Source organism: Butyrivibrio sp. FC2001 (assembly GCF_000424125.1).
In the GTDB taxonomy this organism is placed as follows: Bacteria; Bacillota; Clostridia; order Lachnospirales; family Lachnospiraceae; genus Butyrivibrio.
The window spans coordinates 408147-434097 of record NZ_KE384132.1; the positions used below are offsets into that span (position 1 = coordinate 408147).

Consider the following 25951-nt stretch of genomic DNA (forward strand, 5'->3'; position numbering starts at 1 on the left):
GCCGGATGAGGTCATATGAATAAATTACGATTAAAATTTTCAAAGCACGGTCCAATCCGCTTTCTTGGCCATCTCGACGTAATGCGATATGTTCAGAAGGCAATCAGACGCGCTGAAATAGACATAAAATATAGTGAAGGCTACAGTCCGCATCAGATTTTGTCATTTGCACAGCCCCTTAGCGTAGGTTCAACAACTGATGGTGACTATATGGACATGACTGTAATGAGCATGGAAAACGTAGCTTCAGTAATGGATGCTTTAAACGGCGCCATGAACGAAGGCTTCGTAATCACAGCTATTACAGAGCTTCCCGAAAAAAGCGTAAATGCCATGACCAGCGTAGCCGCAGCAGAATACATTATTTCCTTTAGAGAAGGAAAAGAGCCTTCCTTTGATCTTGAAAAGACCTTTAGTGACTTCATGGATCAGAAGGAGATTCCTGCTGTTAAGAAGACTAAAAATGGTGAGAAGACAATAGATATAAAGCCGCTTATTTATAAGTGGGAGATTTTACCTGATAACAGAATCCATGTGCTGTTATCAGCAGGAAGCAGCTCAAACCTTAAGGCTGCGCTTCTGACAGAGAGCCTTTTTAGCTTTGCCGGCGAAGAGATGAAGGAATTTGCAGCTGTTTTCCATAGGCTTGAGACCTACCTTTCAGGTACTGATGATAAGGGAGATTACATTCAGCCCATGATACCTGAGAGCATGTCTGAGTTGTCCTTTACTTCTGATAAGAATCTGACACAGGGAAAGATTTATGTTTGAAGTAGTTATAACAAACTGGCATGAACACCTGACTGCAATCGGTTTTTATGAAAACAAGGTAGAGCTGATTGATGTTCTTGATTCCAGAGACAGAACAGGTAATATTTATGTCGGAAGAGTTGAGAATATAGTTTCCAATCTTAATGCCGCCTTTGTCAGATTTGAAAAGGATGGCGGAAAGCACGGAATAGGATTTCTTCCTATAAAAGCGATTCCTGTGAAGAATATTCTTAACAGAAGCGTAGATTCTTCAAAAGAGATAAGGCCGGGAGATATTGTTCTGGTTCAGATAAACGTCGAGGAGATGAAGCTTAAGCAGGCAAGGCTAACCGGTAAAATTGATCTTGCCAAAGCCGATTATAATGGTGATATGGATCAGCTTCTTGCAATTGCCAGAACAAGAAAAGAGTATCAGCAGATAAGTAATGAGATTTCAGGCATCGCAGATGACATAAAAAATGTATGCGACACTATGGAGAAAATCACAGGCGATACTGAATATAAGCTTGTGACGGATGTAGCTGATATACATCAGGAACTACTCGAAGACAGAGATGTTTTTTCTGAAAATGCAGTTATAGAATTCTATGACGAAGAGGAAAAGAGACTTGCGCTAATAGTTCATTACAGCCTTACAAGTAAAACAGATGACCTTTTTAAAAAGAAGGTCTGGCTTGATTCGGGAGCTTTTCTTATAATAGAGCAGACGGAGACACTTAATCTCATTGATGTAAACTCCGGCAAGGATTTAAAGAAAAGCGAGGAGTTCTTCCTTAATCTTAATAAGGAAGCAGCAAAGGAAGCCTACAGACAGATAAGACTAAGGAATTTGTCAGGAATGATCCTTATAGATTTTGTTTCACTTAAAAACAGCGAAACAAAGGATGAGCTTATCGGATATATAAAAGAGCTTATAAAGGATGATCCAATGAATCTGACCTTTATAGATATGACAAAATTAGGTATCATTGAGTTTACGAGAGAGAAAAGAAAGAAATCTCTAAGAGAAACTATTGACATTAAAAAAATGTGATGTTATTATTCAATGGTATGCCGCTTAACGAGGTATAAGTGGATTAATTTTTATCCCACCACAGTTAGCGAGATTTGGAAGAAGGAGGTGCCTTATGTACGCAATTATTGTTACTGGTGGTAAGCAGTACAAGGTTTCCGAGGGCGACGTTATTCGTGTTGAGAAGCTTGACGTAGAAGCCGGAAAAGAAGTTACATTTGATAATGTTATTGCAGTAAATGATGACAAGACTCTTAAGGTTGCTGGTGATGTAGCAAGCGCAAAGGTTAGCGCAACTGTTATGGAACAGGGCAAGGGCAAGAAGGTTATCGTTTATAAGTACAAGAGTAAGACCGGTTATCACAAGAAGAACGGTCACAGACAGTGCTTCACAGCTGTGAAGATCGATAAGATTTCACTGTAATCTTGTAGATGAGTGTTTGCAGATATGACAAATATCATTATTCGTAAAAACAAAGATGGCGAGTACATGGGCTTTAAGCTCGAAGGACATGCCGGTTCCGGAGAATATGGAAAAGACATTGTTTGTGCTGCGATTTCGATTCTAAGCATAAACACAGTTAATTCTTTGGAAAAATTTACAGATGATAATTTTACCTGTGATGCAGATCCTGGAAAAGGATATATAGAGGTTACTTCTGAAGATGGTTTTTCAGAAGAGGGAGATCTTTTAATGAGGTCATTCGAACTTGGCATTACCGGAGTCTACAAACAATATGGAAATGAGTTTTTGAACATTAAATTCGAGGAGGTATAAGTCATGTTGAATATGGACCTTCAATTTTTTGCTCATAAGAAGGGAGTCGGATCCACAAAGAATGGTCGTGATTCCGAGTCTAAGCGCCTTGGAGCAAAGAGAGCTGACGGACAATTCGTAAAGGCTGGAAATATTTTATACAGACAGCGTGGCACTCATATTCATCCTGGTGTAAATGTTGGTATCGGTAAAGATGATACTCTTTTTGCACTTGTTGATGGTGTGCTTCGTTTCGAACGCAAGGGCCGCGATAAGAAGCAGGCTAGCGTTTATGCTGTAGAGAAGTAATCAGTATCGTTATGTATTGGGCTCCAAACATATTATTGTTTGGAGTCCTTTTTTAGCTAGTGTCTATTTTGAGATTAACAGGAGAATAATATGCCCGCATTTGTTGATAGAGCGAGAATATTTGTTAAAAGTGGAAAAGGTGGAGACGGTCACGTTTCTTTCAGAAGAGAAAAGTTTGTTGCCAATGGAGGACCTGACGGCGGAGACGGCGGAAAAGGCGGAGACGTTGTGATCAAGGTTGATCTTGGTATTAATACTCTTTCTGATTTTCACTACGGCGGAAAGTACAAGGCTGAGAATGGTGAAGATGGCGGAAAGAGACGTTGTCATGGTAAATCAGGCTCTGACATAATTATAAAGGTACCTCAGGGTACTGTCATAAAGGAAGCTTCCAGCGGAAGAGTTATCGTAGATATGTCAGGTGATACTACAGAGTTTGTACTTCTTAAGGGCGGCAAAGGCGGAAACGGAAACATGCATTATGCTACAAGTACAATGCAGGCTCCCAGATATGCACAGCCCGGTCAACCCGCTAAGGAACTGGAGATATTACTCGAGCTTAAGATGATTGCGGATGTAGGACTGGTTGGTTTCCCTAACGTTGGTAAATCAACATTCCTCACAAAGGTTAGTAATGCAAAGCCTAAGGTTGCAAACTATCACTTTACAACCCTTACTCCAATTCTTGGAGTTGTAAGTTTGAATGATGCAAAAGGATTTGTTGTTGCGGATATTCCGGGACTTATTGAGGGCGCTGCAGACGGAGCAGGTCTTGGTCACGAGTTCTTAAGACATATTGAGCGTACCAGAATCATGATCCACGTTGTAGACGCTGCCGGAACCGAAGGAAGAGATCCTTTTGAAGATATAGAAGCTATTAATAATGAGCTTTCCAAGTACAACGCTGATATTACCAAAAAGCCTCAGGTTATTGCTGCAAATAAGATTGATATGCTTCCTGACGGAGAGGATTCCGAGATCATACAGAAGCTTAGAGATAAATTTGAGCCCCAGGGAGTTAAAGTATTTGCTACTTCAACCCTTACTGGCAAAGGAATTAATGAACTGTTATACTATATTAGCAGGGAGCTTGATAATCTCGGCGAAGAGACCTTTGTATTTGAAAGCGAATATGATCCTGAGGTTGAGCTTAAGGTTGAGAATGAATCATTCACTGTAGAGTATGATTCTGATGCTAAGGAATACGTTATCGAAGGACCTAAGATCGAGAAAATGCTTGGTTATACAAACCTTGATTCTGAAAAGGGATTCGCATTTTTCCAGAACTTCCTTGTTGAGAACGGTATTCTTGACCAGCTTGAGGCCCTTGGCATTCAGGAAGGCGACACAGTTCGCATGTATGGTAACAGTTTTGATTATTACAGAAATGCTGATACAGAAGAGGCTTCAGGTTCTGATGAGGCTGATTTTGCAGAGAGCGATGATATAGATTTTGATTCGGAGGACAATGATGAATTTAACCAGTAAACAGCGTTCTTATTTAAAAGGTCTTGCAATGAACCTTGATCCGGTTTTCCAGATCGGTAAGGCTGCAGTTACTCCCGAAGTAACTGAGAGCGTTTTGGAGTGCTTTAATAATAAGGAGCTCATCAAGGGTTCAATTTTGAAAAACTGCACCGATGATGTTAATGAAGTTGCTAACACCATCGCAGAGAGAACAAGATCAACTCTTGTTCAGGTAATAGGAAGAAAATTCGTGCTTTACAAGCCCTTCCATGAAAATCCGGAGATTAAGCTTCCTAAGTAATAAAATATAGCGGTCAATATTTTCACGACAAATACAGCATAAAAGAGGTGACGGAATATTATGGCAAGTAGAAAAATCGGCATTTTAGGCGGTACATTTGATCCAATACATAATGCTCATCTTATTTTAGGTGAGGCAGCAAGAGAGCAGTTCGGACTGGACAGAATAGTTTTCATGCCCACAGGTAAGCCCTACATGAAGGACCAGGGGGGCAGTCTGACTTCCGGAGAGCTGCGCTATCAGATGGTTAAGCTTGCAATAGACAGTAATCCCTATTTTACATGCTCGCGTCTTGAAATTGACCGTGAGGGTAATACCTATACTATTGATACACTTTATGAGCTTGAAAAAATGTATCCCGGAGATGAGATATATCTGATTCTCGGTGGTGATACCTTTAAGCAGATCGAAACCTGGTATAAGAGCGAGGAGATTTTCAAGAACTGCGTTATTCTGGCTGCAATCAGAAATAATATGTCTATTGCCGAAATGGATGAGCAGAGAAGATACCTTCACGATAAATACGGTGCTGATGTAAGGATTCTTCAATATAAGAACATTGATATTTCAAGCAGCGATATCAGATCAAGAATTATGACCGGAAGATCTGTAAGATACATGCTTCCTGAATCTGTTATCGAATTTGCCAGCTTGAAAAATATATATAATGGCATGGCGTCTTCAGATGATGACGACGATATGAAAATCTATCACGGTTGATGTATCGGAGGCTTAGTCTTTATATATTATGAAAATGATTGAATTATCACATAAGCTCAGAAAAGAAATGAAGCTTGTACTTAATGCAGACAGATTTGACCATACACTTGGCGTTGCCTACACGGCTGCCAATATGGCTGCGGTTCATGATGTCTCCATTGAAAAGGCGCTGATAGCAGGATTTCTGCATGACTGTGCCAAAAATCTTGATCATGAAGAGCAGATTAAGATCTGTAATAAGTACGGCGTTGAAATAACTGACATAGAAAAGCGTAATCCGGCGCTTATCCATGCCAAGGCAGGAATGTGTCTGGCTGAGCATAAATACAGTTATGATGATCCTGAAATACTTGGTGCCATCAGATGGCATACCACTGGGCATCCCGGTATGAATGATCTTGAGAAAATCGTATTTATTGCCGATTTTATTGAACCAAACAGGAAGCCTTTAGAGCACATGGATATAATCCGGAAGCTTGCATATGCTGATCTTGATAAGTGTATGCTTAAGATATTAGAGGATACGATTCATTATCTCAATAATATTGATAAGGAATGCGATCCTATGACCTGGAACACTTACGAATACTATTTAAAAAAGGAAAAAGAAAATGGCTGAACACTCAATTGAAAATTCTAAGGAAATGGTAAAACTTGCAGTAAATGCACTTGAAGATACAAAGGGCCTTGATATTGAGATCATCGATATCAGCGAGGTATCAACCCTTGGCGATTTCTTTATCGTTGCAAGCGGATCTAACCGTTCACAGATTCAGGCTATGGCAGACAGAGTTGAGGAGACTCTTGGCAGAGCAGGATATGAGAAGAAGGATATCGAAGGCTATGAGAGCGCATTTTGGATTCTTCAGGACTTTGGTGATATCATTGTCCATATCTTTGATCAGGAGAACAGACTTTTCTATGATCTTGAGAGAATCTGGAGAGATGGTAAGCATATTACAAAGGATGAATTATAATTTATAATCACTTTTGAGCATAAAAAAACGCTGCATGCAATGAACATGCAGCGCTTTTTACATTTAAATACTTATTTCGAAATACTAATATCAGATTAGTATAATCTCAGAACACCAAATACACGTCCAAGAATCTCGCAGTCATCTACGATAATGGGATCCATGGTATCATTCTCAGGCTGGAGTCTGATGTGGCCCTTCTCCTTATAAAAGGTCTTAACAGTAGCAGAGTCATCGATAAGAGCTACGACCTGCTCACCGTTACGGGCTGTGTCACAGGCCTCAACAAAAATGCGGTCACCGTTAAAAATACCAGCATTTATCATTGAATCACCCTTAACATTAAGAATGAACATCTGTCCCTTAGGACACATCTCTGCAGGAATAGGGAAGTAACTGTCTATATTCTGCTCAGCCAGAATAGGTGTACCTGCAGCCACCTGGCCAACAACAGGGATGTTAACCATCTCTGTTCTGATCATATTAAATGAATCATCACATATCTCAATGGTACGGGGCTTGGTAGGATCGCGCTTGATATAGCCGTTCTTCTCCAAGGTCTCGAGATGAGAGTGTACGGATGATGTTGATTTCAAATGTACGGTTTCGCAAATCTCGCGAACAGTAGGCGGATAGCCCTTTTCTAATATCTTTTCTTTAATGAATTCGAGAATTTCACTTTGCTTTTCGCTGATCTTTCCTTTTTCCATTGTTATCCTCCATATATTAAGAACCTATGTTCAGTTTAACATATAAAGAAAGAAAAGGCAAACATATATTCGCTGTACTTTTTATTGGACAGGAGATTGTATAGAGTATATACATAAGATCTTTGAATTAATCACAAAACACTCACATTGCTGTGAGTGTCCTGCGATTTTCTTATGAGGGGGAGATAGTGTGATTTGTTTATCAACTACCTTGATACATATATTAAAGGATAAATATGAACAAAATATGAACTCAAACGAAGGAATTATTTAAGATTTTTTTTATAATTTCAAAAGAACAAACGTACGAAAAATGTGTTGACAAAAGAATGGATGTTCGATATATTGTTCTAAGAACAGTTGTTCGTAACATTTGTTCGACAAACGGAGGAGCGAAGGATGAATAAGAGAACAGCAATGAACAGAAACAATTATGTTAATGAGAACGACAGATATAGGAGAGCAGCTCTTGCTAAGAGAAGACGCGAGCGCGCTGCTAGAAGACGACTTGTTATTCTTGGTGTTATGACTTCTGTTATTATCTTCATGGCTATTATTCTAAGCTTTTCATTTAGTTCAGATGCGAGCAACAAGAATAACGAACAGTATAAATACTATACCTCTGTAAGCGTAAATGTAGGTGACTCCGTATGGACTATAGCTGAGGAATATATGGATGATCTTCATTATAGAAGTACTAAGGAATTCGTTAATGATATCGCCAGAATAAACAAGATATCACCTGACACTATGCTTAAAGCAGGAACGAATCTTATAGTTCCTTACTATTCAGATACACTGAAATAACATAGGAAACTACAATTTAAATAATAGTACCCAAAAATATCACCTTAATTATATTACTTTTTGCCAATAGCAATTCTGTATGCAGAATTGCTATTATTAGTTTATAAAGATTTTATAAAAATATAATAAATATTTTGGAGGTGTCTTATGTTATTTCAACTTTACGGCGCCAATGCAAGTTCTCAGCTTATAGGCTGGATACTTGTTTTCGTGGGACTTATTCTCATGAACGAAGTTGGCCGTAGAACAAAGCTTGGGGGAATGATCGTATTTGTGTTCATTCCGACTGTTTTAACAGTTTACTTTATTGCCGCTCATATGGGTGCATTTGGTGGTTCTTCCAATCCCACAGTTGCATTTATGGACGGATGGTTCCATTACTTTAAGTTATATGCTGCTGACATCGGCTGTGTCGGCTTTATGATGATCAAGTATAAATGGGGTATCGGTAAGGAGAAGTGGTTTGCATGGTTCCCCTGGTTTATCGTAGCTGCTAACATCATGATCGCTAATGTTTCTGATATGGAGTCAGCTCTTGCTGCATTCTCTATCTCAGGTAACCTTAACGGCGCATGGTGGGCGTCAAATGAAGGTGTATTCATCTATGGTGGATGGTGGAACGTAGTTAACGCCATTGCAGGTATGATCAACATTTTCTGCATGACAGGTGTTGTTCACCTTTATTCTTCAAGTGATAAGAATCACGCTGACATGCTTTGGCCTGATATGACTATCTGGTTCATCATTGCTTATGATGTATGGAACTTTGAGTATACATACCTCAACCTTCCTACACATTCATGGTATTGCGGCGTAGCATTGCTTCTTGCTCCTACATTTGCTAATGCATTCTGGAACAAGGGTGCATGGATCCAGAACAGAGCTAATACACTTGCAATCTGGTGTATGTGGGCACAGGTAGTTCCCGGATTCCAGCTCTCAAGCAGATTTGCGGCAGCACTTCCTTCAGTTTACGGTGGAGCTTCAGAGAATGGCATTACTACCATGGCTCTTTATGACAAGGCTATCGAGCTTTATAACAACAATTTAGGTAAGACTGCTCAGGCAGGCGAAGTTATCAGTCAGATGGGAATTACGGCAGATCCCAGAATGCAGGGCTTTGTTGCTGTTCTTGCAATAGCAATAAACGTTATCTGCATGGCAGAGATAATTATGAGAGCCTGCAAGCTTGGTAAGAATCCTTATGCTAACGAAGTATTTGGCGATACAAGAGATTTCAAGCTTGCTATGGAGAGAGCAGAAAAGGCTAGCTAAGAAATAATAAATATGTAGCTTTATCAGACAGGGAGCTATCTGGCTCCCTGTTGTTATCTAAAGCTTCAGGGTAAAGGAGATTTTGAAGAAAATGGGTAGAAAGCCACCTTATAAACCGTCTTATGTAAAAGAAGACACAGCTTTACGTGAGCCTATCGTAAAGCTTGGTAAAATGATCACGGACCGTGTACCTTATCATCTTGGTTTAAAAAAGCTCACAAGTGATGACCCGGAATACTGGGCACTTGCAGCTGTTGCAACTGACGAAGAGGCAGAGCTTGCACTCAAAATGGGAGTAAGAAAGCCTAAGACCTTTGCACAGCTTAAGGCTATTTCAGGACTTGAAGAGGAGAGACTTCAGCAGCTCCTTGATCATATGTCGTGGACAGGACTTGTAGAGTATAACTGGGAAAATGAGAACAGAGAAAAGCAGTACCTCGTTCCCATGTATGTTCCTGGCAGTGCTGAGTTTACAAACATGAACGAAGAGCTTATAAATAAGAATCCTGAGATGGGTAAGTTCTTTGATTATATGTCAACACTTCCTCTTGAGAAGATAACACCTATGGTACCTCCGGGAGGAGCAGGAATCGGAATGCACGTTATTCCTGTTGAGAAGGCCATTGAAATGAATAATGAATCTATTTCACTTGAGCATATTTCTCACTGGCTCGATAAATATGAGGGTAAGTATGCAGCATCTCCCTGCTCATGCCGTCGTTCACGTAAGACCTACAACGAGGGCTGTGCGGATGATGAGACTGATTGGTGCATCGCAGTTGGAGATATGGCCGATTATGTTGTAGAAACAGGAAAAGGTGGAAGATATGTTTCCAAGGAAGAGGTTCTTGAGATCCTTAAGAAGGCCGAGGATAACGGATTTGTACATCAGATAACAAACATTGACGGACAGGACAAGATATTTGCTATCTGTAACTGTAACGTTAATGTATGTTATGCACTTAGAACATCACAGCTTTACAATACACCCAACCTTTCACGTTCAGCCTATGTTGCAAAGGTAACAAAGGAAGACTGTGTTGCCTGCGGACGCTGCGTAGAGGTATGTCCTGCAGGTGCTGTTAAGCTTGGACAAAAGCTTTGCAGAAAGGATGGCTCTGAAGTAAAATATCCTAAGCATGTGCTTCCCAGTCAGAAAAAATGGACTGAGGATGACTGGGATTGGAATTACAGAGACAACAACAGAATCAACTGCTATGATTCAGGAACTGCTCCCTGTAAGACAGCTTGTCCTGCACATGTAGCTGTACAGGGTTACCTTAAGCTTGCTGCTCAGGGTAAATACACAGAAGCTCTTGAGCTTATTAAGAAGAATAATCCGCTTCCTGCAGTATGCGGTCATATCTGTAACAGAAGATGTGAGGAGGCATGTACCAGAGGAACAATCGATCAGGCTGTTGCTATCGATGAAGTAAAGAAATTCTTGGCAGCTAGGGATCTTAATGCAGATACAAGATTCATTCCCAAGAAGGTTATTCCTAAGGTTAACGGCGAGTTTGAAGAGAAGATCGCTATTATCGGTGGCGGTCCTGCAGGCTTATCCTGTGCCTTCTATCTTGCAGAAAAAGGCTACAGACCTACAATTTTTGAAAAGAATAAAAGAGCAGGCGGAATGCTTGTATATGGTATTCCTTCCTACAAGCTTGAAAAGGATGTTGTTCAGGCTGAAATAGATATCATAAAGGAGATGGGCGTTACCATTAAGACCGGTGTTGAAGTAGGTAAGGACATCACTATTGAGGAGCTTCGCGAACAGGGCTACAAGGCATTTTACATTGCTATTGGATGCCAGGGCGGAAGAAAAGCAGGAATTCCCGGAGAGGACGCTGAAGGCGTTGTAACAGCCGTTGATTTCCTTCACGCAGTAACAGATGATGAGTCACTTAAGGTTGAGGGCGATGCAGTTGTTATCGGTGGTGGTAACGTTGCTATCGATGTATCCAGAAGTGCAGTTCGCTGCGGCGCATCAAATGTCAAGCAGTTCTGCCTTGAGAGCAGAGATATCATGCCTGCATCCGATGAAGAGGTTCAGGAAGCTGAAGAGGATGGCGTTGAGATTAACTGTGGCTGGGGTCCCAAGGAGATTCTTACTGAAAACGGTAAGGTAACAGGCATTGTATTTAAGAAGTGCCTCTCTGTATTTGACGCAGATCACAGATTCAATCCTCAGTACGATGAGAGTGACACTGTTACAATTAAGTGCCAGCATGTATTCTTAAGTATTGGACAGAGCATCGTATGGGGCAACTTACTTAACGGCTCTTGCGTTGAGCTTGGAAGAGGTAACGGTGCAGTTGCTGATTCACTTACATATCAGACTACTGAGCCTGACATCTTTGTAGGTGGTGACGTATATACAGGCCCTAAGTTTGCAATCGATGCTATCGCAGCAGGAAAACAGGGTGCTATTTCAATCCACCGCTTTGTACAGCCTCATTCATCCCTGACAATCGGAAGAAACAGAAACGATTTCAAGGAGCTGAATAAGGATGATATCTCTATTAAGGATTATGATACCTGCAAGAGACAGATTCCCGGAAAGAGCAATGCTATAGCTGATCCTAAGCATTCCTTCCGTGACCCTAAGCTTGTATTCACAGAGAAACAGGTTAAGGCTGAGACAGCAAGATGTCTTTCCTGCGGAGCTTCAGTTGTTGATACAAACAAGTGTATCGGCTGCGGACTTTGCACAACAAAGTGTGAATTCGACGCTATCCATCTCTACAGAGATAATCCGGATTGCAGCGTGATGAGAAAGAGTGAAGATAAGCTTAAGTATATTCTTCCATATGCTGCAAAGCAGAGAGTTAACATCAGAAAGCAGACTATAAAAGTTAAGTTAAAGAAGGTTAAAAAGAAGTAATTTATAGACCATCTCCTTTTGCAGTAAATGCAGGAGGAGATGGATGAGGGTATTAAAATGCACGAACTTGGTGTAGTATTCCATATCATCGACGACCTGAAGGTAGTTGCTGATGAGAACCAAATAGATAAAATTGAAAAGGTTACAATAGAGCTTGGGGAGGTTTCAACAGTCATTCCTCATTTCCTGACAGATTGCTGGAAATGGGCAGCTGCAAAGGAAACACTCCTTGAATCTACAGAACTAAAAATAGAAACTATCCCGGCTATTACTGAGTGCTCCGACTGTGGCAAACAGTTTGGAACAATCGCCCATGGTAAAATATGTCCATTCTGCGGTAGCGAAAAGACATACCTTGTACAAGGAAACGAATTTCTTATAAAAGAAATTGAAATCGAGGAGCAGGGCTGAAACTATATGTGAATTTTTGGAGAGCATAATTCCTAAGACCATCAGCATAAGGATGACCTTTTATCTAATTTTTTTATGCTCTCCATAAAATTTATATATAGATTTCAGCCCTGCGATTTATATTAATTTTATATATTTATACATTTTTAATGACAAACGTCCCTTTGAATGATAAAATATATGCATGTTGCATAACAAAACTAGATAAGGGGGTATTCATAACCATGGCAACGAAGGAGAAAAGAAACGTTATTGTTGGACAGTCAGGAGGACCTACAGCTGCAATTAATTCCTCGCTTGCAGGTGTTTATCGTACAGCTAAAGATCGTGGATACAAGAAAGTATACGGAATGATCCACGGCGTACAGGGTCTTATGGAAGGTCGTTATATTGATCTTGCCGACCACATTAAGACAGGTCTTGATGCTGAACTGTTAAAGAGAACACCATCTGCATATCTTGGCTCATGCCGCTATAAGCTGCCTGAGATCTTTGAGAGCAAAGAGACTTATGAGAAGATTTTCCAGATATTAACTGACTTAGAGATTGACTGCTTTATCTACATCGGCGGCAATGATTCTATGGATACCATTAAAAAGCTATCTGATTATGCTATTATTTCAGGTTCAGCAGTAAGATTCGTTGGTTGTCCTAAGACAATTGATAATGACCTTGCACTTACTGATCACACACCCGGATATGGCTCAGCAGCTAAATATATCGGAACCTCTGTAAAAGAGATCATCCGTGATGGATGGAGTCTTGAGACAGAGCACGGACAGGTTGTAATCGTTGAGATCATGGGTAGAAATGCCGGATGGCTTACCGGATCAGCAGCACTCTCCAGAGGTGAGGACTGTGACGGACCTGACGCTATCTATCTTCCTGAGCTTCCTTTCGATGTTAAGAAGTTCGTTGACAAGGTTAAAAAACTCCTTAAGGAAAAGGCAAATGTTGTTATTGCTATTTCTGAGGGTATTCATGATAAAGATGGCAAATACATCAGTGAGTATGACAACGGTGTTGAATACATTGATGCATTTGGTCATAAGCAGCTCACAGGTACTGCAAGATACCTTTGCACACTGCTTTCAACTGAGATCGGATGTAAGACAAGAGCTATCGAGCTTTCAACTCTTCAGAGAGCTGCAAGCCACTGTGCTTCCCGTGTAGATATCCTTGAAGCATACGAGGTTGGTGGTGCTGCTATGAAGGCTGCTGATGAAGGTGACAGCGGTAAGATGGTTGTTATCGAGAGACTTTCAGATGATCCTTATCAGGCTGGTACTGAGGTTAAGGACGTTCACAAGATTGCTAATGATGAGAGACTTGTTCCCAGAGAATGGATCAACAAGGAAGGCACATATGTAACAGATGAGTTCATCACATATGTTCGTCCTCTTATCCAGGGTGACGTAGGACCGATCATGGTTGATGGTATTCCGAGACACCTCTTTGTACCTGGATTCCAGGAACTGCTTTAATTTCATAATAACAACAATAATAAGGGCCATTCTTCGTATGAAGAGTGGCCTTTAAATAATTAATGTTTAGTTTGAATAAGGATCGATAGTAGCGGCTCTGCGTCTGTGTTCATCCTCGATAGCAGCGTAGTGCTTGGCGGTAGTATTTATATCCTTATGACCAAGAACGTCAGCTACAAGCCTTATATCACCGGTTTCTTTGTAGAGAGCAGTACCGTAGGTGCTTCGCATCTTATGAGGCGTAAGCTTTTTTCCGGGAACTGCCATCTGAGTAAATTTCTTTACGAGAAGCTCGACGCTTCTTACTGTGATACGTCTTTTTCTAAGAGATAAAAACAAAGCTTTTTCCTTATCGTCAGCGCAAAGTCCGGGCCTTTCAAATTCCATATATTCCTTCAAGGCCTCGGCCGTGGTGCGGTTAAAATAAAGAATCTGCGTATTTCCACCTTTTCGAACAACAGAAAAGGAATTCTCATCAAAATTAAGATCGTCAATATCGAGCCCTACACACTCTGAAACACGGATACCTGTATTAAGCAGAAGAGTGAAAATAGCAGTATCTCTAAGGTTTGTCTTTTCAAGAAGAGATTTTTGCCTGTCAGAGACATTCATCTCGGTATTTATTACCGTATCCATAAGAGTATTAACCTCTTCGGAATTCATCCTGATAATGTCCTTCTTAGGTGTCTTCTTACGCTTTGCAGCACCGAGAGTAGGGTTGTTTTTAAGATAATGATGCTGACACATAAACTCGTAAAAGCCCCTTACGGCAGACATCCTGCGGGCAATACCTTTTTCCTTATTAACGTGCTTGTTTTCGCCGTTATTAAAGGATAAAAATCTTTGAAACTCATTAATGTCCTCAAAGGAAAGATTATCCAAAAGTGATAGATCAATATCCTTTATTTCAGATACATTTTTTAAAAGCGGGTTCTTTTCCTTGAGAAACTGGAAAAAGTTAATGAGATCATAAGCGTAGGATATGACCGTATTTATCTGAGAAGTAAGCTCCTTATCATCTAAAAAAGGCATACAGTAAACCGGAAGTATGCCCTCTAATTCGTGAAGCTTCTCTAAACGTGCTAAATGAAGTTTTCTGTTATATTCTGAATCTGCTCCCATAGCTCCTCCAATCAAGAATAATTTTACCACAAAACATATATGAAGAGATACGGCTGATAATTCACCAAATTATATTATTAAATTATCTTAAATTTCCATAATATTATATACAATTATATGAATTATTATGTATAATCTAATCATCAAAGTAAATTGTTTTAATTGGAAGGGAGATATATAACATGTGGACAAATTCAATGCTTAAACAAAACGGTATGGCTAACTTTACCAAAAACCGTTGGGCCTGCGTTGTAGTTTGCCTGATTTTAGGTATAGCTACAGGAGGCGGTAGTGGCTCCGTAGGAAGTAATGTCGGAAGAAACGCAGGTGGTTCTTCTTCAAACGGCAGTCTTGATTTTAACAATATTGATTGGGATGTACTTATTCCCATAATCATGGCTGTTATGGCAGTTTTGCTTGTTGTTCTTGTAATTGGTCTTGTACTCAAGATTGCAGTTTTTGCTCCTCTTGAAGTAGGCTGCCAGAGATTCTTTATTGTGAACCGTGTTCAGGAAAAGGCACAGATTAACAACGTTGCCTTTGGCTTTAAGACCAACTGGAAAAATATTGTTAAGGTTATGTTCTTTAAGAATCTTTACCTTTTCTTCTGGGGACTGCTTTGCGGTATTCCTGCAATCATAAAGGGCTATTCTTACAGACTTGTACCTTATCTGCTTGCTGAGAATCCTGATATGACAGCAGATGAAGCTATTACACTTTCAAGACAGATGATGAACGGACAGAAGATGAACGCTTTCGTTTATGATCTTTCATTCCTTGGCTGGATCCTTCTTAGCGCACTTACCTGCGGTATTCTCTACATCTTCTATGTAGGACCTTATAAGAAGTGCTCTGACGCTGAGCTTTACACAGCTATCAAGGAGACCTACAATCCTCAGGCTGTTATGTAATAGGCAGCAATAATAAAATTATTATTAAGTTTTAAGGCCTGTACTTATGTACGGGCCTTTTTAATGCGATAATATTCATATAGTTTTCTAAACTTATGAGGGTGAATGGATTATGAAAAATAATAAAAGTTTTAACGTTTGGGCGGTACTTCTTTGGATGTGCTTTGTTTTAGCATTTCCTCTTTTCCTGCAGGGCAATTTTGCCATCCATGCAAAGGCAGCCAATGATGAAAAGGTCTATATCGCAACTAATAAGAGACTATTCCAGAAGTCTGTTCTAAAAAATGAGACCTTTCAGATTAAAATCATAGACTATGGAAAAAGGCTTAAACCCAGCACTCTGAAATTTTCATCAAGTGACGAATCCATAGCTTCCGTTGATTCATCGGGGCAGATAACAACGCACGAGCTTGGTAAAGCAAAGATAAAGGTCTATACAAAGAAATGGCATCATTATCTTTGTACCTTTACCGTGAAGGTTCAGGAGGAGATACCGAGAATCCTGTTTATTGGCGACTCCAGAAGTGTTTATATGTTTAACAGGCAAAACGTAGAGCTGTGCGGCGATATCCGAGACGGCATGTATGTCTACGCAAGAGGCGGAGCCCAGGCGAGCTATGTTAAGGAAGTCATCAATGCGGTAGATCCCAATACCTACGATACGGTAGTGACCTGGATGGGAGCTAACGACAGAGGACAGTTCAAGGAATATAAGAAGTATTATAAGAAAATCCTCAGGATGAATAAAAAGATGGTGGTCTGCACTGTAGGACCTGTTAAGGATGCACTTCTTGATGATATAGGAAAGATATGCTTTAACAGTAAGCTTATGGAAAAATATAACCACGCCCTTGATAAATGGGCTGATGAAAACGACGTCTATCTGGTAGACCTGTACGACTGGATTTTCAAGAAGAGACTTAAAATCGACTCAAATGACGGCGTTCATTATCTGCCGAGACCTACAAAAAGAATATGGAGGCATATTATAAAACATGTAGAAAAGGCAGGAGTCGTAATTAAAAAGGATTAAAAAATAACCCATATCCTCAAATCAAAGGGGATATGGGTTTTATAATGATCAAAATTATTTATATAATTCTTCCATCTCAACGAGTGCTTCTTCAAATACCTTAAGAGCATCCTCGATAGGAGCTGCAGTAGTAAGGTCAACGCCTGCAATCTTAAGAAGACTTACAGGATCCTGTGTGCAGCCGCTCTTTAAGAACTTTTTGTACTGCTCAACAGCAGGTGCGCCTTCCTCGAGAATCTTCTTTGCGATAGAAACAGAAGCTGCAAAGCTTGTAGCATACTGATACACATAGAAGTTGTAGTAGAAGTGAGGTATTCTGCACCACTCATAAGCGATCTGAGGATCAGAAACCATATTCTCGCCGAAGTATTCCTTGTTGAGGTTGTAGTAAACATCAGAGAGGCTCTCAGCTGTAAGAGGTTCGCCCTTTTCAGCCATCTCGTTGGTCTTTCTCTCGAATTCCTCAAACATGGTCTGTCTGTACATGGTTGATTTGAAGCTCTCAAGGAAGTGATTGATGATATAAGCCTTTTCTTCCTTGCTCTTAGCATGATCCTTCAGATAGTGGTAGAGAAGTACTTCGTTAGTAGTAGAAGCAACCTCCGCTACGAAAATCTTGTACTCGGAATTCCAGATGCTCTGCTCGTGCTCAGAGTACCAGGTGTGCATTGAGTGGCCCATCTCATGAACAAGAGTGAACACATCCTCAAGAGTATTGTTGTAGTTAAGAAGCATGTAAGGATGAACGCCGTAAGCACCGCTACTGTAAGCGCCGCTTCTTTTTCCTTCGTTCTCAACAACATCGATCCAGCGATCATCATAAGCCTTCTTAACGATTCCGAGGTACTCATCACCCAGAGGAGCAAGAGCCTTTAAGGAAATATCCTTTGCCTCTTCATAGCCTACTTCCATATCAAAATCGCTTATCATTGACACATAGACATCGTACATGTGAAGCTCGTCAACGCCGAGGAGCTTCTTTCTGAGTGCAACGTATCGGTGCATCTTATCAAAGCCCTTATGGATTGAATTGATAAGTCTGTCGCAAACAGCGGGATCAACATCATTCTCGTTAACGGCTGCTTCGAAATTGGAGTTATATTTTCTGGCCTTAGCATTGAAAATACGAGCCTTAACCTCGCCGTCGTAAAGAGCAGCCCATGTGTTCTTGAACTCCTCGTATCTGCCATAGAATGCCTCAAAAGCCTTCTTTCTGAGCTCTCTGTCCTTGGACATCTGAACAGGAACGAAGCGTCCGTTTGAAAGAACAACCTCTTTTCCCTCAGAATCGGTTACACTGGGGAATTTAAGGTCAGCATCTGAGAGCATATTAAAGCCATTGTAGGGAGTCTGGCTCATTTCGCCTGCAGAAGCGAGAAGCTGCTCAAGCTCCTTGCTTAAAATGTGATCCTTAAGTCTTCTGATTTCCTTTATCTTAAGCTCATAGTTTTTAAGCTCAGGCTCATCAGCATAGAAGGATGCGAGAGTATCGTCAGAAATAGAAAGAACCTCAGGCTCAAGGAAGGATGCCTTCTCACCGATCTGAAGATAAGCAGAGGTAGCTCTCTGATTCATTCCTGTATATTTTGAATCAGCTGAATCCTGATCATGTCTCATGTGAGCATAGGCATGGAATCTGCTGATTAAAAGTGAAGCCTTTTCGAAAAGCTTTAAAACTTCAAGAAGGTTCTTAGCGCTGTCTGCAACCTTTCCGTTGAACTCAGCGATCTTATCAGCTAAGGAAAGAGCTTCCTTTACTTCTGATTCCCACAATTCTTCATTTTCATAAATATCTTCAAGTCGCCAGGTCAGTGCCTCTTCGACTTCGTTTCTTTTAGGTAATTTTCCTTGCATTTACTTATTCTCCTTATTATTATGATAGATAGTGCGCCAAAGTTACTTGTGCACACTCGATAAGTATAGCAAAAATAAATGACTGATACTAATAAATAATTATATAAAATGAGGAGATGAAATCTATGAACTATGCTGAAGAGTCCTTGAGATTACACGGTGAGTGGCAGGGAAAAATTGAAGTTGTTTCAAGAGTTAAGGTTGAAAACAAGGAAGACCTCTCACTTGCTTATACACCCGGAGTTGCGCAGCCCTGTCTGGAGATTCAGAAGGATTACGACAAATCCTACACACTTACAAGAAGACACAACCTTGTAGCTGTTATTACCGACGGAACCGCTGTACTTGGACTTGGAGACATAGGTCCCGAGGCAGGCATGCCTGTTATGGAAGGAAAATGCGCACTGTTTAAGGAATTCGCTGATGTAGACGCATTCCCCATCTGTGTTCGCAGTAAGGATGTTGATGAGATTGTCCGCACAGTTTACCTGATTTCAGGATCCTTTGGAGGAATAAACTTAGAGGATATAGCAGCTCCCAGATGCTTCGAGATAGAGAGAAAGCTTAAGGAAGTCTGCGACATTCCTGTTTTCCATGATGATCAGCACGGTACAGCCGTTGTTGTTGGAGCTGCACTTATCAATGCGCTTCGCGTGGTAGGAAAAGAGATTTCAGAAGCTAAGGTCGTTATAAACGGCGCAGGTTCAGCAGGTATTGCAATCGGAAAACACCTCATGAACCTTGGTGTTAAGAACCTTAAGATGGTTGACCGCTTCGGTGTTCTCTGCGAAGGAGTTGAGATGAACTCAGCTCAGGAGGAGATGGCTAAGAAGACCAATCCTGAAAAGTTCTCCGGCACACTTGCAGATGCCATGAAGGGCGCAGATGTATTTATCGGAGTAAGTGCTCCTCACATCGTAAGTAAGGATATGATTAAATCCATGGCTCCCGGTGCGGTTGTATTCCCTATGGCTAACCCCGTTCCCGAGATTGAGCCCGATGAAGCACTTGAAGCAGGTGCTGCAGTAGTTGGTACCGGCAGAAGTGATCATCCCAACCAGATAAATAACGTACTTTGCTTCCCCGGACTTTTCCGTGGAGCATTAGATGTTCGAGCTAAGGACATCACAGAGGAGATGAAGCAGGCAGCTTCCTATGCACTTGCTAACCTGGTTTCTCCTGAGGAGCTTAATGACAAGTACATTCTTCCTCTGGCTTTCGATAAAAGAGTCGGACCTACAGTAGCTGAGGCAGTTGCAAAAGCAGCGAGAGAGTGCGGAGTCGCAAGAATTTAACTCTCTAAGCAAAATATGAAAATTGCAACCTCGGAACATGTATGGTAGCATACATGTTAAAGAACTTGAGGTGGGCAATGAGAAAAATAGAAAAATATTCATACGAAACAGCCAGAGAATATGCGCTCAGAGCTATAACTGAGAACATCATATCTCTTGATTTGGAACCGGGTACCGCTATAAGTGAAAATGAGATCGCTACTTTTATTGGTGTCAGCAGAACACCTGTAAGAGAAGCCATTCAGGAGCTTCATAAGGCTGCTGTAATTGAGATATATCCTCAGAGAGGAAGCTTTGTCTCAATGATAGACAGTAACTACATTGATGAAGCAGTATTCCTTAGACGTGTACTTGATATTGCAGTTATCGAGGAAGCCTGTGATATAGCTACTGAGGATGATATCAAGGGGCTTGAAGAGAACGTAGCTCTTCAGGATTTCTATCTTCAGAACAATGCCACGGATAAGATATATGAGCTTGATAACGAGTTCCATGAGAAAATCTATGTAGCAGCGAAAAAAGAGACCATTTACGCAATGAAGAGGTCTATTATGATCCATTTCGACCGTGTGCGTAACATGTCCATGCAGACTGTTAAGGACACCAAGATCGTAAATGACCATAAGCTTATGGTTGCTGCGATAAAAGAGCGTGATAAGAGTCAGGCCAGAGAACTGGTAGAGAAGCACCTGAACAGATACCGCGTAGATCACGAGGCACTTATAAAGGCATATCCTCATTATTTTAAAGAGAATAACTAAATACTTAATATTTTTCGTAAATATGCTTGTATAAAACAACCAAAAACACATTTTTGTTTTTGGTTGTTTTTTTAGTTGATTTTCGTACTGAAAAACACTAATATACTTGTATACTAGTAGAGAAGATTATTTGTTGGGAGGATATGTATGAAGACAAACTGGAAAGCATACATTAAAAGGTACTGGCAATTATATGTATTGCTTTTCTTACCTATGGTGTATTTGCTTGTATTTAAGTATGTACCTATGAAATATGTACTTATCGCTTTTAAGAAGTACAGTATAGTTCAGAAGGTAGGAGAGATGCCGTGGGCTGATAACCATGGTATGCAGTATTTCATTCAGGCATTTAAGAACAGAGACTTTTTGAATGCATTGAAAAACACAGTAGTTCTTAATCTCTTGGATCTTATAGTCGGATTTCCTGTTCCGATCATCTTTGCTCTTATTTTGAACGAGCTTACATTTAAGAGATTCAAAAAGACAGTTCAGACCATAGCATATATGCCTCACTTTTTATCATGGGTCATCATCTATGGACTGGCAATTCAGCTTTTTACCCCCAGTACAGGTCTGGTAAATATGCTTATCACCAAGCTCGGTGGAGAAGCAGTTCCATTCCTTAATGATCCGAAGAAATGGGTTGGCACTTATATCTTCCTGGGAATCTGGCAGAGCTTTGGATGGAACTCAATCATCTATCTTGCAGCTATCGCCGGAATTTCACCTGAGTTATATGAGGCAGCAAGCGTAGACGGTGCCGGAAGATTCCGTAAGATGTGGCACATCACACTTCCCGGAATCAAGAGTACGATCATCGTTCTTTTGATCATGGCTCTCGGTAACATCATGGGATCCAGCTTCGACCGTCCTTTCGCACTTCAAAACAACCTTGTTATGAGCAGTGCTGAAGTTATTTCGACCTTCGTTTATAAGAACGGTATTAAGGGTCTGCAGTTCTCATTGACGACGGCAGTAGGACTTTTCCAATCAGTAGTTGGCGTGGCATTCCTGCTATTTGCTAACTGGCTCTCCAGAAAATTGGGCGAGCGCGGAATATGGTAGGAGGATAGCACAGTGGCAACTAGAGTAAAGAAAATTAACGACGAAAATGAAATAACCAGAATGGTGCGATCCGGACATACAAGATTTGGCGATATCATATTCGTGATCATCTGTGTGATCATAAGCCTTGTTTGTCTGATACCGATGATAAACCTTTTATCAAGATCACTTTCAGGAGCTGATTTCCTTGTAAAACATCAGGTTTACCTCCTTCCTAAGGGACTTAACTTCAAGGCTTACCAGACAGTTCTTGGTGATCCCAAGTACATCAAGTCATTTGTATGGACAGTAATACTTACATTCGTATGTACAGTTTTATCACTTACAATGACAACACTGTGTGCTTATCCGCTTATATTCAGTAAGTTGAAGGGACGCGGAATATTCAACGTTATCATCACGATCACAATGTTCTTTAATGCAGGAACAATCCCTAACTACCTGCTTATGAAGGATTTGAAGCTCCTTGATAATCCTCTTGTACTTATAGTTCCGGGATGCCTTAGCGTTTACAACATGATCATTATGAGAAGCTTTTTCTATGGAATCCCTGATTCACTTCAGGAATCCGCTGAAATCGATGGTGCTTCCTTCTTCAGAATACTCTGGAGCATTTACATTCCGCTTTCAAAGCCGGTTCTTGCAACCCTTGCACTTTTCTATGCAGTAGGAAGATGGAACGGTTACTCAGATGCTCTTATGTATATGAAGAACAAGGATTATTATCCGCTGCAGCTTCTTTTGTATAACATCCTTAATAACATGAACTCAGTAGAAGTGGCGACCCAGGAAGGTTTCTCAACTCCTGGATTATCTGAGTCATTAAAGGCTGCAATAGTAATGTTCTCAACCATACCGATTCTCTGCATCTATCCTTTCCTGCAGAAGTACTTTATTCACGGAGTTACACTCGGTGCGGTAAAAGAGTAATGAAAATGACGACAGTATGTCGTTGTTAATAAAACACTTTTCACTACAAAAGGGAGGCAAAAAATGAAGAAAAAAATCGTTTCATTAATGCTTGCGCTCACAATGGCTGCTGGTTTAACAGCTTGTGGCGGTTCAGGTTCAAATACTGCACCCGCTTCAACAGGTGACGGACAGTCAACAACTGAGAGCGGCACAGACACAGCTGACTCTGCACAGAGCACAGACGCTGCTGAAGCTGGGGATGCAGCAGAAGCTACAGGTGAGCTTGTTGACGGTAAGTTCCCGGAGACAAAGCACATCACAGTAGAGGTTTATGATCGTGGTAATGACGGCGGTACAGATCCTACAAACAACATGTACACAGAGTATATTAAAAAGGGAATGCTCGAAGATCACAACGTAGAGGTAGAGTTTGTTTCAGTTCCTCGTTGGACAGAGACAGATGAGATCAACAATCTCCTTGCAGCTGGTACAGCTCCTGACATCTGCCTTACATATTCATATCCTACAATTCAGACCTATGCAAACATGGGTGGTGTAACAGACCTTAAGCCCCTTCTTGATCAGTACGGCAGCCAGCTTACAAACCTTCAGAACTGGCTTGGCGATACCAATATCTATTGGGACCTCAACGATGAAGACGGCACATTATGGGCAATCGAAGGTAAGAGAGCAGTTTCAAGAAGAATACTTACATTCATGAGAAAAGACTGGCTTGATAAGCTTGGTCTTGAAGAGCCCAAGACACAGGAAGAGTTCTACAACGCAATCTGTGCATTCAGAGATAACGCTTCAGAGCTTCTTGGCGCTGACGCTGACAAGATGGTACCTTTCTCAGTATCCTACGATGTAGGTTGGAGAGCAGCTCTTCTTATCGAGTCACAGATGGATCCCGATATCACAGATAAGGAATTCTACATCAACGGCTTCGATGACAGAAAGCTTACACAGAACGGAACAAAGGACGCTATGCGTATCCTTAACAAGTGGTACAACGAAGACCTTCTTTGGAAAGATTTCGCTCTTTACACAGCAGGTGACAGCACAGAGGATGACATGATGAAGGCTGGTTACGTAGGCGCATTCCAACACAACTGGGATTACCCTTACAGAAACGGTGAAGATTCAATCCAGGCTAACTTACAGAGAATCGTTGGTCCCGACGCTAAGTATGTAGCAGTTGACTGCTTCGAGAACAGCAAGGGTGAGACACTTAAGTATGTTGATTCAACAGCTGGTGACAGAAAGATTTTCTTCCCTGCAACAAACCAGGAGCCTCTTGCATCACTCCTTTACCTTGACTGGATTTCAGATCCTGAGCACATTCAGTATCTCCAGATCGGCGATGAGGGCGTTACACACAACAAGCTTGATGATGGCGCTATCGAAGTTGTTCCTGCACAGGGCGATGCTATCATGAACTCCGGTAACAACATCGACTACACAATCACATGTAACGGCTTACACCTTGTTGATGACAACCAGACACTTCTTTCAGCTGCACACGCTTACAGCCCTGCAGATCCTGCAGACGTACAGCAGGCTATCGACTATGCTGATACAGCAAACAAGGTAGCTAAGAACGTTAAGGTTCCTGAGATCAAGGCTGAAGATGGTATGGGTGAAGCTTTAGGTTCAAAGAGAGACGTTGTATTTGATACAGCTCTTGTTGCTAAGCCTGAGGAGTTTGATCAGGTTTGGGATGATGCTATTGCAGATTACCTTTCATCCGGCGGACAGGCTATCATAGATGAGCGTACTACAGCATTTGAAGGCGTATATGGCGATTCAACATCTGTAGATTGATAAAGATTTCAAAGCGCCCCATAATTAAATGTGGGGCGCTTATTAAAAAAAGTATATAAGCTAATTACAGGAGATATCATTGTTATGGAAATGACATTTAGATGGTTTGGAAGTGGATTCGACACAGTTACTTTAAAACAGATTCGCCAGATTCCCGGAGTAACAGGTGTAATTACAACTTTATATGATACCAAGCCCGGAGAAGTTTGGACAAGAGAAAAGATACATGCTTTAAAGGAAGAAGTTGAAGCTTCAGGCCTTCATATCTCCGGAATTGAATCAGTTAATATCCACGATGCAATTAAAACTGGAAGCAGCGAACGCGACCAGTACATTGATAACTACATTGAAACCTTAAGAAACTTAGGCGAAGAGGGAATTCACCTTGTATGCTATAACTTCATGCCGGTATTTGACTGGACAAGAACAGAGCTTGCAAGAGTAAGACCTGATGGTTCTACAGTTCTTGCATACACACAGAAAGCAATTGATGAGCTTAATCCCGAGGAAATGTTCAAGAGTATCGAGGGCAGTGCAAACGGTGCAATCTTACCCGGTTGGGAGCCTGAGAGAATGGCTATTATCAAGGATCTTTTTGAGCAGTACAAGGATATAGACGAAGAGAAGCTCTTTGAAAATCTTAAGTACTTCCTTGAAAGAATCATGCCCGTATGTGATGAATATGATATCAACATGGCAATTCATCCCGATGATCCTGCGTGGTCAGTATTTGGACTTCCCCGTATCATAATCAATCTTGAGAACATACAGAGAATGATGAAAATGGTAGATAATCCGCACAACGGTGTTACTTTCTGTGCCGGATCCTACGGTACAAACCGTGCAAATGACCTGCCTCACATGATTAGATCACTTAAGGGTAGAATACACTTTGCACATGTAAGGAATCTGAAATTCCATTCAGATGATAACTTTGAAGAGGCAGCGCACTTATCAAGTGATGGCGATTTCGACATGTACGAGATAATGAAGGCGCTTTACGATATAGGCTTTGAAGGTCCCATCAGACCTGATCACGGTCGTATGATCTGGGACGAGGTTGCAATGCCCGGTTATGGTCTCTATGACAGAGCACTTGGTGCAACATATTTGAACGGCTTATGGGAAGCAATCGATAAGTCAAACAAAGCTAAATAATAATATGCGAATACCTTACAGCTTCAGCATTAATTTGCTGAGGCTGTTTTTTTATTTCACGAAAACTAGTCCTTCTATGAAAGATAATTAATAGCAATTTAATAATTTTGTATGTGATTATTGTTTATAAT

26 protein-coding genes are annotated in these 25951 nt (G+C 40.9%); 23 read left to right on the forward strand and 3 right to left on the reverse strand.

What is annotated here, in order from left to right:
* Nucleotides 1-15 precede the first annotated feature (15 nt).
* The 10 genes from G601_RS23645 (at nucleotide 16) to rsfS (ending at nucleotide 6314) form a co-directional block, all read left to right on the forward strand.
* Entirely contained in the window at nucleotides 16-771 is a 756-nt protein-coding gene (locus tag G601_RS23645) for a TIGR03936 family radical SAM-associated protein (protein WP_051205915.1), read from the forward strand.
* A complete protein-coding gene (locus G601_RS25275; RefSeq protein ID WP_026665895.1) occupies nucleotides 764-1804 on the forward strand; it encodes a ribonuclease E/G in 1041 nt (346 codons plus the stop codon). Before G601_RS23645 ends, G601_RS25275 begins: the two co-directional genes overlap by 8 nt.
* A gap of 94 nt (nucleotides 1805-1898) precedes the next feature.
* Nucleotides 1899-2207, forward strand: a complete 309-nt coding sequence (gene rplU / locus G601_RS0115455) for a 50S ribosomal protein L21 (protein ID WP_026490666.1) — start codon at nucleotides 1899-1901, stop codon at nucleotides 2205-2207.
* Between the two features lie 24 nt (nucleotides 2208-2231).
* Nucleotides 2232-2561: a ribosomal-processing cysteine protease Prp gene (locus G601_RS0115460; RefSeq protein WP_026490667.1), complete on the forward strand. Its 330-nt coding sequence runs from the start codon at nucleotides 2232-2234 to the stop codon at nucleotides 2559-2561.
* A 3-nt stretch (nucleotides 2562-2564) separates the two neighbouring features.
* Nucleotides 2565-2849, forward strand: coding sequence for a 50S ribosomal protein L27 (rpmA, locus tag G601_RS0115465; RefSeq protein ID WP_026490668.1), 285 nt, complete (start codon nucleotides 2565-2567; stop codon nucleotides 2847-2849).
* A 90-nt stretch (nucleotides 2850-2939) separates the two neighbouring features.
* Nucleotides 2940-4337 carry a GTPase ObgE gene (gene obgE, locus G601_RS23655; protein ID WP_051205916.1) on the forward strand — a complete coding sequence of 466 codons (1398 nt, stop codon included), beginning with the start codon at nucleotides 2940-2942 and terminating at the stop codon, nucleotides 4335-4337.
* Nucleotides 4321-4617, forward strand: coding sequence for a ribosome assembly RNA-binding protein YhbY (gene yhbY, locus G601_RS0115475; RefSeq protein WP_026490669.1), 297 nt, complete (start codon nucleotides 4321-4323; stop codon nucleotides 4615-4617). Before obgE ends, yhbY begins: the two co-directional genes overlap by 17 nt.
* 60 nt (nucleotides 4618-4677) lie before the next feature.
* Nucleotides 4678-5337: a nicotinate-nucleotide adenylyltransferase gene (gene nadD / locus G601_RS23660; protein ID WP_051200476.1), complete on the forward strand. Its 660-nt coding sequence runs from the start codon at nucleotides 4678-4680 to the stop codon at nucleotides 5335-5337.
* A gap of 28 nt (nucleotides 5338-5365) precedes the next feature.
* Nucleotides 5366-5956, forward strand: a complete 591-nt coding sequence (gene yqeK / locus G601_RS0115485) for a bis(5'-nucleosyl)-tetraphosphatase (symmetrical) YqeK (RefSeq protein WP_026665896.1) — start codon at nucleotides 5366-5368, stop codon at nucleotides 5954-5956.
* Complete coding sequence (gene rsfS / locus G601_RS0115490) at nucleotides 5949-6314, forward strand: ribosome silencing factor (RefSeq protein ID WP_035785252.1); 366 nt, start codon at nucleotides 5949-5951, stop codon at nucleotides 6312-6314. The genes yqeK and rsfS overlap by 8 nt, the downstream gene beginning before the upstream one ends.
* 95 nt (nucleotides 6315-6409) lie before the next feature.
* Here the strand turns inward: rsfS and lexA are convergent, their stop codons facing one another.
* On the reverse strand, nucleotides 6410-7024 hold the full coding sequence (gene lexA, locus G601_RS0115495) for a transcriptional repressor LexA (RefSeq protein ID WP_026490672.1): 615 nt from the start codon (nucleotides 7022-7024) through the stop codon (nucleotides 6410-6412).
* Between the two features lie 399 nt (nucleotides 7025-7423).
* Between lexA and G601_RS0115500 the strand changes: the two genes are divergently transcribed.
* The 5 genes from G601_RS0115500 (at nucleotide 7424) to G601_RS0115520 (ending at nucleotide 13885) form a co-directional block, all read left to right on the forward strand.
* A complete protein-coding gene (locus tag G601_RS0115500) occupies nucleotides 7424-7831 on the forward strand; it encodes a LysM peptidoglycan-binding domain-containing protein (protein WP_026665897.1) in 408 nt (135 codons plus the stop codon).
* A gap of 147 nt (nucleotides 7832-7978) precedes the next feature.
* Nucleotides 7979-9106, forward strand: coding sequence for a DUF5692 family protein (locus G601_RS0115505; protein WP_026490674.1), 1128 nt, complete (start codon nucleotides 7979-7981; stop codon nucleotides 9104-9106).
* A 91-nt stretch (nucleotides 9107-9197) separates the two neighbouring features.
* Nucleotides 9198-11990 (forward strand): FAD-dependent oxidoreductase, encoded by a 2793-nt coding sequence (locus G601_RS0115510; RefSeq protein WP_051205918.1) that lies wholly within the window; start codon nucleotides 9198-9200, stop codon nucleotides 11988-11990.
* Between the two features lie 57 nt (nucleotides 11991-12047).
* A complete protein-coding gene (locus tag G601_RS0115515) occupies nucleotides 12048-12401 on the forward strand; it encodes a hydrogenase maturation nickel metallochaperone HypA (protein WP_026665899.1) in 354 nt (117 codons plus the stop codon).
* A gap of 224 nt (nucleotides 12402-12625) precedes the next feature.
* Nucleotides 12626-13885 (forward strand): 6-phosphofructokinase, encoded by a 1260-nt coding sequence (locus tag G601_RS0115520; RefSeq protein ID WP_026490677.1) that lies wholly within the window; start codon nucleotides 12626-12628, stop codon nucleotides 13883-13885.
* A gap of 66 nt (nucleotides 13886-13951) precedes the next feature.
* On the opposite strand, the gene G601_RS0115525 is transcribed toward G601_RS0115520, so the two are convergent.
* The gene (locus tag G601_RS0115525; RefSeq protein ID WP_026665900.1) at nucleotides 13952-15007 is read right to left on the reverse strand and encodes a tyrosine-type recombinase/integrase; all 1056 of its coding nucleotides are present in this window, start codon (nucleotides 15005-15007) and stop codon (nucleotides 13952-13954) included.
* 182 nt (nucleotides 15008-15189) lie between these two features.
* Here G601_RS0115525 and G601_RS0115530 point away from each other — a divergent pair, with 182 nt between their 5' ends.
* On the forward strand, nucleotides 15190-15918 hold the full coding sequence (locus tag G601_RS0115530) for a DUF975 family protein (protein WP_026665901.1): 729 nt from the start codon (nucleotides 15190-15192) through the stop codon (nucleotides 15916-15918).
* 112 nt (nucleotides 15919-16030) lie between these two features.
* Nucleotides 16031-16951, forward strand: a complete 921-nt coding sequence (locus G601_RS0115535; RefSeq protein ID WP_026665902.1) for a GDSL-type esterase/lipase family protein — start codon at nucleotides 16031-16033, stop codon at nucleotides 16949-16951.
* A 54-nt stretch (nucleotides 16952-17005) separates the two neighbouring features.
* Here the strand turns inward: G601_RS0115535 and pepF are convergent, their stop codons facing one another.
* Entirely contained in the window at nucleotides 17006-18805 is a 1800-nt protein-coding gene (gene pepF / locus G601_RS0115540) for an oligoendopeptidase F (RefSeq protein WP_026665903.1), read from the reverse strand.
* A gap of 125 nt (nucleotides 18806-18930) precedes the next feature.
* Here pepF and G601_RS0115545 point away from each other — a divergent pair, with 125 nt between their 5' ends.
* The 6 genes from G601_RS0115545 (at nucleotide 18931) to uxuA (ending at nucleotide 25820) form a co-directional block, all read left to right on the forward strand.
* Entirely contained in the window at nucleotides 18931-20100 is a 1170-nt protein-coding gene (locus tag G601_RS0115545; RefSeq protein ID WP_026490682.1) for an NAD(P)-dependent malic enzyme, read from the forward strand.
* A 77-nt stretch (nucleotides 20101-20177) separates the two neighbouring features.
* Nucleotides 20178-20861, forward strand: coding sequence for a GntR family transcriptional regulator (locus G601_RS0115550; RefSeq protein ID WP_026490683.1), 684 nt, complete (start codon nucleotides 20178-20180; stop codon nucleotides 20859-20861).
* Nucleotides 20862-21008: 147 nt separating this feature from the next.
* On the forward strand, nucleotides 21009-21926 hold the full coding sequence (locus G601_RS0115555; protein ID WP_026665904.1) for an ABC transporter permease: 918 nt from the start codon (nucleotides 21009-21011) through the stop codon (nucleotides 21924-21926).
* Between the two features lie 12 nt (nucleotides 21927-21938).
* Nucleotides 21939-22856 (forward strand): carbohydrate ABC transporter permease, encoded by a 918-nt coding sequence (locus G601_RS0115560; protein ID WP_242834433.1) that lies wholly within the window; start codon nucleotides 21939-21941, stop codon nucleotides 22854-22856.
* Between the two features lie 63 nt (nucleotides 22857-22919).
* Nucleotides 22920-24662, forward strand: coding sequence for an extracellular solute-binding protein (locus G601_RS0115565; protein ID WP_026665906.1), 1743 nt, complete (start codon nucleotides 22920-22922; stop codon nucleotides 24660-24662).
* A gap of 84 nt (nucleotides 24663-24746) precedes the next feature.
* A complete protein-coding gene (gene uxuA, locus G601_RS0115570; RefSeq protein ID WP_026665907.1) occupies nucleotides 24747-25820 on the forward strand; it encodes a mannonate dehydratase in 1074 nt (357 codons plus the stop codon).
* Nucleotides 25821-25951: the final 131 nt, after the last annotated feature.

Coding starts and splice junctions, on each gene's coding strand:
- G601_RS23645 (WP_051205915.1), top strand. CDS start 16: ATGAATAAATTACGATTAAAATTTTCAAAGCACGGTCCAATCCGCTTT.
- G601_RS25275 (WP_026665895.1), top strand. CDS start 764: ATGTTTGAAGTAGTTATAACAAACTGGCATGAACACCTGACTGCAATC.
- rplU (WP_026490666.1), top strand. CDS start 1,899: ATGTACGCAATTATTGTTACTGGTGGTAAGCAGTACAAGGTTTCCGAG.
- G601_RS0115460 (WP_026490667.1), top strand. CDS start 2,232: ATGACAAATATCATTATTCGTAAAAACAAAGATGGCGAGTACATGGGC.
- rpmA (WP_026490668.1), top strand. CDS start 2,565: ATGTTGAATATGGACCTTCAATTTTTTGCTCATAAGAAGGGAGTCGGA.
- obgE (WP_051205916.1), top strand. CDS start 2,940: ATGCCCGCATTTGTTGATAGAGCGAGAATATTTGTTAAAAGTGGAAAA.
- yhbY (WP_026490669.1), top strand. CDS start 4,321: ATGAATTTAACCAGTAAACAGCGTTCTTATTTAAAAGGTCTTGCAATG.
- nadD (WP_051200476.1), top strand. CDS start 4,678: ATGGCAAGTAGAAAAATCGGCATTTTAGGCGGTACATTTGATCCAATA.
- yqeK (WP_026665896.1), top strand. CDS start 5,366: ATGAAAATGATTGAATTATCACATAAGCTCAGAAAAGAAATGAAGCTT.
- rsfS (WP_035785252.1), top strand. CDS start 5,949: ATGGCTGAACACTCAATTGAAAATTCTAAGGAAATGGTAAAACTTGCA.
- lexA (WP_026490672.1), bottom strand. CDS start 7,024: ATGGAAAAAGGAAAGATCAGCGAAAAGCAAAGTGAAATTCTCGAATTC.
- G601_RS0115500 (WP_026665897.1), top strand. CDS start 7,424: ATGAATAAGAGAACAGCAATGAACAGAAACAATTATGTTAATGAGAAC.
- G601_RS0115505 (WP_026490674.1), top strand. CDS start 7,979: ATGTTATTTCAACTTTACGGCGCCAATGCAAGTTCTCAGCTTATAGGC.
- G601_RS0115510 (WP_051205918.1), top strand. CDS start 9,198: ATGGGTAGAAAGCCACCTTATAAACCGTCTTATGTAAAAGAAGACACA.
- G601_RS0115515 (WP_026665899.1), top strand. CDS start 12,048: ATGCACGAACTTGGTGTAGTATTCCATATCATCGACGACCTGAAGGTA.
- G601_RS0115520 (WP_026490677.1), top strand. CDS start 12,626: ATGGCAACGAAGGAGAAAAGAAACGTTATTGTTGGACAGTCAGGAGGA.
- G601_RS0115525 (WP_026665900.1), bottom strand. CDS start 15,007: ATGGGAGCAGATTCAGAATATAACAGAAAACTTCATTTAGCACGTTTA.
- G601_RS0115530 (WP_026665901.1), top strand. CDS start 15,190: ATGTGGACAAATTCAATGCTTAAACAAAACGGTATGGCTAACTTTACC.
- G601_RS0115535 (WP_026665902.1), top strand. CDS start 16,031: ATGAAAAATAATAAAAGTTTTAACGTTTGGGCGGTACTTCTTTGGATG.
- pepF (WP_026665903.1), bottom strand. CDS start 18,805: ATGCAAGGAAAATTACCTAAAAGAAACGAAGTCGAAGAGGCACTGACC.
- G601_RS0115545 (WP_026490682.1), top strand. CDS start 18,931: ATGAACTATGCTGAAGAGTCCTTGAGATTACACGGTGAGTGGCAGGGA.
- G601_RS0115550 (WP_026490683.1), top strand. CDS start 20,178: ATGAGAAAAATAGAAAAATATTCATACGAAACAGCCAGAGAATATGCG.
- G601_RS0115555 (WP_026665904.1), top strand. CDS start 21,009: ATGAAGACAAACTGGAAAGCATACATTAAAAGGTACTGGCAATTATAT.
- G601_RS0115565 (WP_026665906.1), top strand. CDS start 22,920: ATGAAGAAAAAAATCGTTTCATTAATGCTTGCGCTCACAATGGCTGCT.
- uxuA (WP_026665907.1), top strand. CDS start 24,747: ATGGAAATGACATTTAGATGGTTTGGAAGTGGATTCGACACAGTTACT.